Raw genomic sequence first — 9,159 nt, forward strand, 5'->3', positions numbered from 1 at the left:
TCGCATACTCGACGGCGTCGAGGTGCCCCGCCGCGTTCAGGCGGCCTAAGCGCTCGATCTCGGTCACCACCACCGTGGTCGTCAGGAGCGAGCCATTATCGCCCTGTGACGCGCCCTGACCATCATCAGGCGTACACGCCACACGTCACTAATGCAGAAACGTCCCACGCCAAGGGCCAAGCCGGCGCGCTTCTCCACGCTGGTGTCACGGTCATCCATGGCGCAGCGCCTGTCGCCGTCGTCGATGGGTCGTCATGCCCTTTCTCCTCCTCGGTGGAGTGCGGCGCGGGCTTCAGATCACAAGGTCCGGTTTGGCCCGCACGACCAGAGCAGGCGCGTCGTCGATGACCGCGTGTGTTCGGGCATCGAGGCCAGCCGCAGTCAGGCCAGGAGCGGTGAGCAGGCTCAGCAGCGATTCGGCAACGGCGGGTGCGGTCGCCTGCAACCGGGCGACGGTGACCTGACCGTCGCCCGCCTCAGCACTCCTCAGCCAGCATGACGGACAGCATACAAGTCGTGAGCGCCGGGTCGGGTGAGGCGCAGCGCAGATCGCGGTCGTAGCAGTCGATCTTCCAGCAGCAGCGGTAACCCACGAGCGTGACCGTGCCGACGTCGTGCTCGCCGTGCGGATCGTTGTCGGTCTCGAAGCGGTCGAAGCTGCGCACCGCCGCCAGGAGAGCCGGGCAAGCCACGCGCGGCAGAGCCGCGACCCCGGCACCCATCACGACCCGCCCGCCGGAGAAGCTCCGGCGGGCGGGCATCGTTCAGGTTGGGCGCCGGTACGGGTGCGCGGCGGCGGGTGAGGCCGCCATGCCCTACACGGTTTGTGTCCGACGACTTAAAAATGGATGGGCCCACCAATCCCCAGACGACAGGGATGATCGTCTCCGCGGTTCGGTCAACGATCGCGCCGGCGCAAGGATCGAGGCGAGCCGGATCGCAAGCGGGTGACCGCGCGTGTCGGGGCGGTTAGAGGTGCATATGGACGACCCACTCCCGCACGAAGCTCGCCTCGCGCCGGCCGCAACTCGAAACCGTGCGGCGATCTTGGCGGCGCTGCGGCCCCACCTGCCCAACGCGGGATTGGTGCTGGAGATTGCGGCCGGGTCGGGCGAGCACGCCCTGCATTTCGCCGCTGCCTTACCGGCCTTGCGGTGGCTCCCAAGCGATCCCGATCCAGAGGCACGCGCCAGCATCGCGGCGTGGCGCGCTCACTCGGGAACGCCGAACCTGTTGCCACCGGTGGCAGCGGACGCCCGCGACCCGGCATCGTGGCCGGTCGCTCAAGCCGCTGCTGTCGTCTGCATCAACATGGCTCATATCGCGCCGTGGGAGGCGACGGTGGGCTTGATGACCGGGGCTCGCCGCATTCTGCCCACTGGTGGCATTCTGTTCCTCTACGGCCCATTTTTCGAGGATCAGCGGGAGACTGCACCGAGCAATCGGGCGTTCGACCTCGATCTTCGGTCACGTGACCCCGCCTGGGGCCTTCGAGCGCTGAGCGACGTCGATGCTGCGGCCCGGCGCGAAGGGTTGCGCCGGAGGGCCCGTATCGCCATGCCGGCGAACAATCTTTCGCTCGTCTATCGAACGGGTTGACGACCGAGGACCGTGGTGCAGGAGGAGGGCAATGAGCCGATACGATCCGCTCCGGGATCATCTTCAACGGGAGGCGGCCGACACCGTGACGATGGCGTTTACCGAGTTGGACTCTCTCGTGAAGCTGCCGGCCTCGGCCAAGCGCTTTGCCTTCTGGTGGGCGAATGACGACGTGAGAACCACGATCCACGCACAGTGCAAGGCATGGCAGGATGCGGGCTATGTGGCCGAGCCGAACCTGCGAGGGAAGCGGGTGACGTTCCGGAGGATCGCTCCGTAACGGACCTGCGCGCGATCGATGGCGGGTGAGGCCAGAGTCTACACCTGCTCACGGGCTTCGCGACCGCCCTGAATTTCCGCTAGCAAAAAGGGGCGTCGGATGCCCCTTTAGGCATGGACCTCCGGCGCTGTCAGTAGCCGTCGTAGCCGTACCCGTAGGCAGGAGCCGGGGCGTAGCCATAGGCGGGGGCCGGCTCGTAGTAACGCGGAGCCTGCGAGGCAGCGATGGCACCGCCGATGATGCCCAGCGCTGCACCGGCCGCCAAAGCTCCGCCCACACCGGAGCCGCGCCGATGCCCATACCCACGGTAGCCGCCCCGGTAAGCGTAGCCACTGTCGTGATAGCCGTGGCCGCCCCGGTAGCCCGGACGGGCCTCAGCCACAGGTGCGGTCAGCAGAGTGCCCGCCAGAGCGACGGCAACTGCGGATAACGCCAGATTCTTCAATGTGATCTCCTCGCGGCTCTTCAGGTAGAGTGGGCTATGCTCGGCATGAACGAGCAGTGAACTGCGGTCGTTCCTCACATCCACGTCGAGTGCGAGACCCGTCGCTATCGTCGCGTGGGCGACGCGCCGGCAGAAGGCGACCCGGCGACATCTTGGCACGCAAACAAACGGATCATGTGTTCGAGGCGGGCAGCAGCAGATCGCTCGTCAGGTCGGGCGTCGAAGAAGCCGGGCGTTGGGAGAGGCGAGTGCAGTCCAGTTGGGCTGCGGTCGCAATGTTCCACGGGGACTATGCGAACCGGCGAGCGTCGTCGATGCCGGCAGCCCAATCCTCGATCGCTGCCGTGGCCTTGAGGGCGAGAAGCGTCCCGAGCGGCCGCTCGTCGAACCGGATTGTCCACGGTGACATCGTCGTCGCGTGCAGTGACGCGGACGGAGGATTCACCCACACGGTGAGACCTACGAGTCTGGGCGCAGGCACACCCAGCGCGCCCGCATCGTCCTGCTCTCGGCCGAGCGCCTGAACGTCCAGGATGGAGCCCGGCGGGCAGGCGTCAGCCGTGTGGCGCTGGCAGCGGCGCTATGCCGAGGCGGGCGTCGAAGGTCTGCTGCGCGACAAGACGCGTCCGCCCGGGACACCACCCCGTCCGACCGAGACGGTCGCCGAGGTGCTGGCGCTGACCTGCTCGGAGCCGCCGGGCGAGGTCACCCACTGGACCGGCGGTGCCGTAGCCCGCGCTGTCGGGATCTCGTTGCGTGCCGTGCAGCGGATCTGGGACGCTCACCGCCTCCTGCCGCACCGGCTGCGCAGCTTCAAGCGCTCGCGCGATCCGGCCTTCGCCGCCAAGGTCGAGAACGGGCCCCCATCGAACCTGTTCGATGGGATCCCGGCGTGGTCGGCCTGGACATGGACCCATCCGCCCACGGCGTGGTGCGGTCCATCGACGAGAAGCGCCAGATCGACCGGCAGGCGGCGATGAAACGCGACCGCGCCGCGCACAATCGGCGCGCCAGACCTTTCGTCTGGACCAAACCCGCCACCGACATCCTCGCAGCCGTCAGCCGATCCCCTGAACCGTCCGTCTGAGTCAGGGCACGGGAGCCGGCGGACCACGGGACTCGCATACCGGTCCCGGCCGCCGACCTGGCCCGGGTGATCGGGATGGCGCGCGTTCAGTGGCCGGAGCCGCGCATCAGGCTCTTGATGCGCTGATCGGCCGTGTCGATCCGGGCGGCGATGCCCCTCCGGATGCACCTGTCGAAGGAATCCCCTGCGTAGAACCTGGTGGTCCGATCCTGCTGCCGGCAGTCCTGGACCGGCGGCCAGGCGACAACGCCGGCCACGACCGGGAGCACGATCAGACCAACGACGACGAGCCAGCTCTTCCAGCCGAGCCGGACGCCGCGGCCCCGTCCGGGGGCGCTGCTCCGGGGCGCGCGCCGCCCGCCCCGATCGGGCCCGACCCGCGCCATACGGGCGCGGAACTGCGCCTCCGCGACGGCGTCGGGCGTGTTGCCGGGCGTGGGGCTGAGGGAGCGGCTGGACATGGCGGGCTCGCGGAAGGGGGTGTGCGGCGGATCAGGTCGGGTGGCAGCGGGGGCGGCGCGACGGGCACTCAGGCGACATCCGTCGGACCTTTGCGGCCAGCGGCAGACCTCCGGGTGCCCCGGGGCCTGCGCGGCGCGGTCAGTCGATGGGGCGCTTCAGGACCGCGACGTTGTCCTGCATCGAGAGAACGCTGCCGGGCAATTCGCTGCGCGCGCAGGCACCGGCCCCGACGAGCCCGAGCCAGCCTGCGGCGGGACGCCCGCTGCAATCGGCCAGACTGTCGTAGAGGAAGAAACCGCCGGCAGCGCCAGGGTTGCGAACTTCAGGAGCGCACCGAGCCGGCCGAAGACCCCCGCGCGCGCGGTGCGGCTCGTCCCGATCCGCGGTCCAGTCCGGCTCCGACGCATCCCAATCGGACCGGTCCGGGTAGAATGGCGGCACATCAATCTCCCGGTCCCGGCGGTACATGGCGTGACTGTGCTCGGCGTGATCTGACCGGATCGAGGCTGCCACGCTTTCATGAAGTCCCGCCTAAGGGGGATGTTTAAGGTCGCCTGAACACAGCCGGCTCAACCGCGTGAGCCGGGTCGACCGGCGGGCCGGGCTCTTCGGCTCCGGCTCGTCCGCATCGAGCCCATTCCGGGTGCGCCGCCCGCGTCGCCGGCCCGTGACCGGAGCCTCTCAGCGCCCCGCGTCCAGCGCTTCCTCGTCGCAGAGGATCTTCGACGCGCGCGCGAACTCGGCCCGCAGCGCCGCATCCTGACGCGCCGCCGGTCGGTCGACACGCCTCAGGTAGTGCCGCTCGAACACCCGCATCACGTGGGCGACACCGCTCTCCGCGACGGAACGCAGATCGGCCTCGAAATAGGCTCCGCCATTGTGCCAGCTGGTGATGATCTCATAGGAGGGGAAGTAATCGACCGCCTCGTGGTGCCGACAGATCTCGTCCACGGCCGCCCGCAAGGCGGACTTGCTGTAGGTCGTCGCTTGCAGCACGTGCCGGTCCTCGTAGGTGGCGACGAGCGGCACCGGCGAGACCGTCAGCAGAATCTTGAGGTCCGGATTGTGCTGGCGGACGAGGCTGATGAACGCCGCCAGATCCGCCCGCACCTCCGCCACGCTCATGTTCACGAACCGGTACCGGGACGGGTCCGGCGGCAGCGCGACCACCCCGGGGGCGACCGGGAAGACCGCGCCGTCGACGGTCGATTCCCAGATCTCCGTGAGCCCCACGGTGAAGATGAACAGGTGGCTTTCCTCGAACATCCGCCGCACGGCGGCGAGGTGCGGCGGCAGGGACTGCGCCACATCCTGCTCCGACGCGTATCCGTCGGGCTCGATCTGCGGCCGGAACGGATCGACGAAGCGGCCGTCGGGCCGGGTCCAGGCGACGTCCTCGGGCTCGAACAGGCCGTAGCACCGGCGGGCGAGCTGCAGCAATTGCCGGGCGCTGTAGATGTTGCCGAACCGGGCGGTGAACAGCTCGGAGCCGCCCGGACCGGGTTCCGTGACGTGATAGTTGTAGCCGCGGTCGATCAGCGTGCGCGCGATATGCTGCGCGAAACAGCTGCCGGCGGTGGCGATCAGGTCGGCGGGGGTGAGCTGGAACCGGGGCTTCGTCACCGGATCGAGATCGGCCGACGCGACGCCCGCCACCGCCCGCCGCCAGAAGTGATGATCCGGCAGCTTCGCGTAGGGATTGGCGCTGCGCCGGGGCGCGGGACGCGCCAGGTCTTCCAGGTCGCGGTAGCGGTCCGCCTGCTCGGCCAGCCGGGCGACCTCGATCGACGAGCGATCATGCGCCGCGTACAGGGCGAAGGCGCCGCTCACGAACCCTTCGAGGTCGAGGATGCGGCCGGGTGTGCCCGGCGCCTTGAAGTCGTAGCTGCCCGGGAGGCCGAGGCGGTCCGCCACATGTGGGTAGACCGGCCAGACCGGTCCGGACAGGAGCGGATCGGCCAGGAACCGCTCGACATGGCGCACCGAGACGGTGAGGTCGGTCGGTGCGAGCACCGCCTCCGCAATGCGCCCGAGTGCGGCGAGCGTGGGGTGGTTGACGGCATGGCAGAAGGGGGCGAGCCGCCTCAGATCGCCCAGCAGCGCCTCGCCGTCGAGGCCGGCCCGCGCGAAATCCTCGGCGAGATAGGCGTCCGCGCTGGCGGCGTGATCGAAATAGCCGAGCCTGTCGAACACCTCCTCGCGGAACAGGTTGATCGTCTGCCCGACCGTCAGACCGCGCAGCCACCCGTAGAGCACCAGGGCCGAATTGTACTCGTGAAGGGGGCTCGCGAGCGGGCCGTCACCCGCCCGCGCATAGACCAGATCGGGGTGAAACCCCGAGTGGTAGAAGGTCGGCCAGAGCCGCAGGCGCTCGGCCTGCCGCGCGGGGATGATGTCCCGATTCTCGGCGAGGGCGGCGAATTCGGTCTGCAGCAGGACGAGGTCGCTCGCGGCAACGGTCTCGGTGCTCATGACCCCGAGATGGACACCGTGGATCTCGGCATCCGGCAGCATCGTGCGCAGGCATAGGGCCAGGACCGGCGCCTGGCAGTTGCCCATGACGGTGATGCGCGTGACGCGCCGGTCGGGCGGCCCGGCATATTGCACGCGCCCCTCGCGACGCCCGTGAAGCTCGAAATGGAGGCGCGCCGACATGCCCGCCGCCCGCACATCGGGATTGGCGGCGAGATAGCCTTCCGTGTTGAAGGTCTCGTCGGTGGGGACTTCGAGTTGCGTGTCTGAGGTCATGGTCAGGCCATCAAGAGTCCCACGGACCGCGCCCGCCTCGGCCGGGACCGATCGACGGGCGGGCGCCGCATCGGTGCGCCGTGATCGGGCGGACCATATCCCAAAGCCGCCGCTCTGCGACGTGTCGAGGGTGACGAGCGGACGCGCCCTCGGTGCAGACGTCTTCCGGTCCCGCCGCGCCGGAAGAGATCGGCACGGCCGTCTCGCGCAGAGCGGCCCGTCGCGTCGGTCCGGAGACCCGGCCGCTCAGGCAGCGAGCGCCCGCCTCACCGTGGCGCGCAGGTCCGCGAGGGAGAACGGCTTCGTCAGCACGTCGGTGACGATGGCGTCGAGGCCCCGCGCCCGCTCACGCTGGTCGGCGAAGCCGGTCATCAGCAGGATGGTCAGGTCCGGGAAGTCGCGCTTGGCGGCGAGCGCCAGGGCAATGCCGTCCATGAGCGGCATGCGGATGTCGGTGAGCATCAGGTCGAAGCCGCCATCGGCTTCGTTGAGCCGGTCGAGCCCGTCGCTGCCGTCGTTGGCGGTCACGACGGCGTGCCCATCGATCTCGAGCCCCCGCTTCAGGAAGCCCCGGACGGTCTCTTCGTCATCCACCAGAAGGATGCGCGCCATGTGGTCCCGTCAACGTGCCCGATCCCGCGAGCGTCCCGCCGCGATGACGCCAAGCTCTTCAGGAGACGACAGACGCCGACGGATCCGCCGCCTGTCAAGACGTCGCGTTCCGAAACGGACGCCGCGCCGCGCGGAGAGGCCAAAATGTCGCGCCCCGTTGCGCGCAGGCTCACGGGTCGAACAGGTCGGGATCCGCGCTGCCGTAATCGACCACGCCCACGAAAGGCAGCTGCCGGAAGGCATGGGCCGCGTCCATGCCGTAGCCGACGACGAACACGTCGGGACAGGTGAAGCCGACGAAATCCGCATCGATCGTCACCGCGCGCTTGCCGGGCTTTTCCAGGAGCACCGCGGTGAGCACCCGCCGCGCGCCGCGTGCCATCAGCAGATCCTTGGCGAAGACGACGGTCCGGCCGGATTCCAGGATGTCGTCGACGAGCAGGACGTCCCGCCCGCGGACCTCGCTCTGCACGTCGCGCAGGATCTCGACCTGACCGGTGGAGACCGTCCCGGTGCGGTAGCTCGACAGGTGGACGAACTCGACCTGCGGCGCGAGCCCAACCCGGTGCAGGGCCCGCAGCAGGTCGGCGGCGAACATGAAGCTGCCCTTGAGCACCGCCACGACGAGGAGGTTGTCCGGCCGCGCGGACAGGATCTCCTCGGCCAGCTCGTCGTTGCGCTTGGCGATCGCCGCCTCGTCGAACAAGGTTCGGACGCGCCGTTCAGGGATGGTCATCTCACGTGTCCCGGAAAGCCCGGCCGCGGGGCGGGACCCGCCGCCGCGATCGGCACCGGTCTTAGCGTCCCCGGCGCGCCGGGGAAACTCCGGATCCACGAGATGGGCGGTCGTGTCACCGGCCGGGGGAGGCTCGCCCCGGAGGCGTCACATCTCGGCCGCCGGCCGGAACGGGCGCAGCAGCCGGATCAGCCGGCCGGTGCGCGGCGCCGGCCGGTCGTCCGCGTCCGCGCCCGTCACGTCCGGACCGGCTTCCGGGTCCGCACCGTCGGCCGGCTCGACGTGACGGACCTGCTCCAGGACATCCGCCACGATGCCGGGAATCGGGCGCTCGTGCTCTTCGAGAAGGAGCGACGCGGTCCACAGCCGGCCGGCATGCGCCAGCGGGAGCGTTCCGCGCGTCAGGCGCTCCATCAGCATCCGGTCGGCCAGGGAGGCCGCCAGTGCGCTGACGATCTCAAGTTGATCCTGCTGCATCCTGCTATCCATATCGGTCTTCACCCATATGAAAATAGTCAATCCCCGCGGGGTCCCCACCTTAATCGGCCAAATTAGGCAATTCTATAACATACGCACAGATTCAACTGCGGGCTGCCCGCCTCCCGTGGGTGATCGTGCGCCGATGCGCGGCAAGGCCAGCCCCCTCCCCTTTCCGCGGGCGGAAGCGCGCGCACCCTTGTCAGCCTCTGGAGCCCGCACCGGCGGGAGTGGCGCGTCGCGCCGCGGACGTGCTGGGACGCACCATCACGGCACCGGAAAAGCGCCTTGCGCACGCTCCGGGTCGGTGGATCAAGGCAGATGCCGGGATCAATCGGTTCCGCGGGCGCGCCGGACCCGCCTCCGCCCACGCAATAAGGGGTCGGCGATCCGCCAACCCCTTGCGCTGTCGAGCTGAATGGATGGTACCACCGCCCCGGCTCGAACGGGGGACCCCCAGATCCACAATCTGGTGCTCTAACCAACTGAGCTACGGCGGCACTGGCGGGCGGTGTATCGTGGCCCGCGGCAGTTTTCAAGGCGATCCGCGCATGGCGATGTCGGGCCGGTGGATACAGGGCCGCTTCGGCGCCCGGACTGTCCGCGGGATGAGGCGGTCGCGATGTCTCCCCGTGCCCGCGCGGGCGCCCAGATAACCGGCTTGGCTGGGCTCACCACCCCGGAACGGGGGGCGGAGCCGCGCGCCGCCGGGG

10 protein-coding genes, 1 tRNA gene and 1 pseudogene are annotated in these 9,159 nt (G+C 69.4%); 3 read left to right on the plus strand and 9 right to left on the minus strand.

Annotated features, from left to right (window positions below; all coding sequences use genetic code 11):
- Positions 1 to 476: 476 nt before the first annotated feature.
- Positions 477 to 761, minus strand: a complete 285-nt coding sequence (locus JOE48_RS14150; protein ID WP_210030674.1) for a DUF3768 domain-containing protein — start codon at positions 759 to 761, stop codon at positions 477 to 479.
- A gap of 220 nt (positions 762 to 981) precedes the next feature.
- On the opposite strand from JOE48_RS14150, the gene JOE48_RS14155 reads away from it, so the two are divergent.
- Both JOE48_RS14155 and JOE48_RS14160 read left to right on the plus strand, forming a co-directional pair.
- Positions 982 to 1,599, plus strand: coding sequence for a DUF938 domain-containing protein (locus JOE48_RS14155; protein ID WP_210030676.1), 618 nt, complete (start codon positions 982 to 984; stop codon positions 1,597 to 1,599).
- A gap of 31 nt (positions 1,600 to 1,630) precedes the next feature.
- Positions 1,631 to 1,879 (plus strand): hypothetical protein, encoded by a 249-nt coding sequence (locus JOE48_RS14160; RefSeq protein WP_210030677.1) that lies wholly within the window; start codon positions 1,631 to 1,633, stop codon positions 1,877 to 1,879.
- 130 nt (positions 1,880 to 2,009) lie between these two features.
- Here JOE48_RS14160 and JOE48_RS14165 read toward each other — a convergent pair whose 3' ends face one another.
- Positions 2,010 to 2,261: a hypothetical protein gene (locus tag JOE48_RS14165; RefSeq protein ID WP_409518582.1), complete on the minus strand. Its 252-nt coding sequence runs from the start codon at positions 2,259 to 2,261 to the stop codon at positions 2,010 to 2,012.
- A gap of 535 nt (positions 2,262 to 2,796) precedes the next feature.
- Between JOE48_RS14165 and JOE48_RS14170 the strand changes: the two are divergent.
- Positions 2,797 to 3,285: pseudogene (locus JOE48_RS14170) on the plus strand (helix-turn-helix domain-containing protein); the annotation flags it as partial.
- Positions 3,286 to 3,497: 212 nt separating this feature from the next.
- Here JOE48_RS14170 and JOE48_RS14175 read toward each other — a convergent pair.
- The 7 genes from JOE48_RS14175 to JOE48_RS14205 form a co-directional block, all read right to left on the minus strand.
- Positions 3,498 to 3,872, minus strand: a complete 375-nt coding sequence (locus JOE48_RS14175) for a hypothetical protein (protein WP_210030679.1) — start codon at positions 3,870 to 3,872, stop codon at positions 3,498 to 3,500.
- A gap of 139 nt (positions 3,873 to 4,011) precedes the next feature.
- Positions 4,012 to 4,314, minus strand: coding sequence for a hypothetical protein (locus JOE48_RS14180; RefSeq protein ID WP_312893206.1), 303 nt, complete (start codon positions 4,312 to 4,314; stop codon positions 4,012 to 4,014).
- Between the two features lie 240 nt (positions 4,315 to 4,554).
- Positions 4,555 to 6,621, minus strand: coding sequence for a GSCFA domain-containing protein (locus JOE48_RS14185; RefSeq protein WP_210030681.1), 2,067 nt, complete (start codon positions 6,619 to 6,621; stop codon positions 4,555 to 4,557).
- A 246-nt stretch (positions 6,622 to 6,867) separates the two neighbouring features.
- A complete protein-coding gene (locus tag JOE48_RS14190; RefSeq protein WP_007567202.1) occupies positions 6,868 to 7,233 on the minus strand; it encodes a response regulator in 366 nt (121 codons plus the stop codon).
- 169 nt (positions 7,234 to 7,402) lie between these two features.
- Complete coding sequence (gene hpt, locus JOE48_RS14195; RefSeq protein ID WP_210030684.1) at positions 7,403 to 7,969, minus strand: hypoxanthine phosphoribosyltransferase; 567 nt, start codon at positions 7,967 to 7,969, stop codon at positions 7,403 to 7,405.
- 147 nt (positions 7,970 to 8,116) lie between these two features.
- A complete protein-coding gene (locus JOE48_RS14200; RefSeq protein ID WP_245252826.1) occupies positions 8,117 to 8,446 on the minus strand; it encodes a hypothetical protein in 330 nt (109 codons plus the stop codon).
- 423 nt (positions 8,447 to 8,869) lie between these two features.
- A tRNA-His gene (locus JOE48_RS14205) sits at positions 8,870 to 8,946 on the minus strand.
- Between the last annotated feature and the right edge of the window lie 213 nt (positions 8,947 to 9,159).

It is taken from the genome of Methylobacterium sp. PvR107 (assembly GCF_017833295.1).
Taxonomy (GTDB): domain Bacteria; phylum Pseudomonadota; class Alphaproteobacteria; order Rhizobiales; family Beijerinckiaceae; genus Methylobacterium.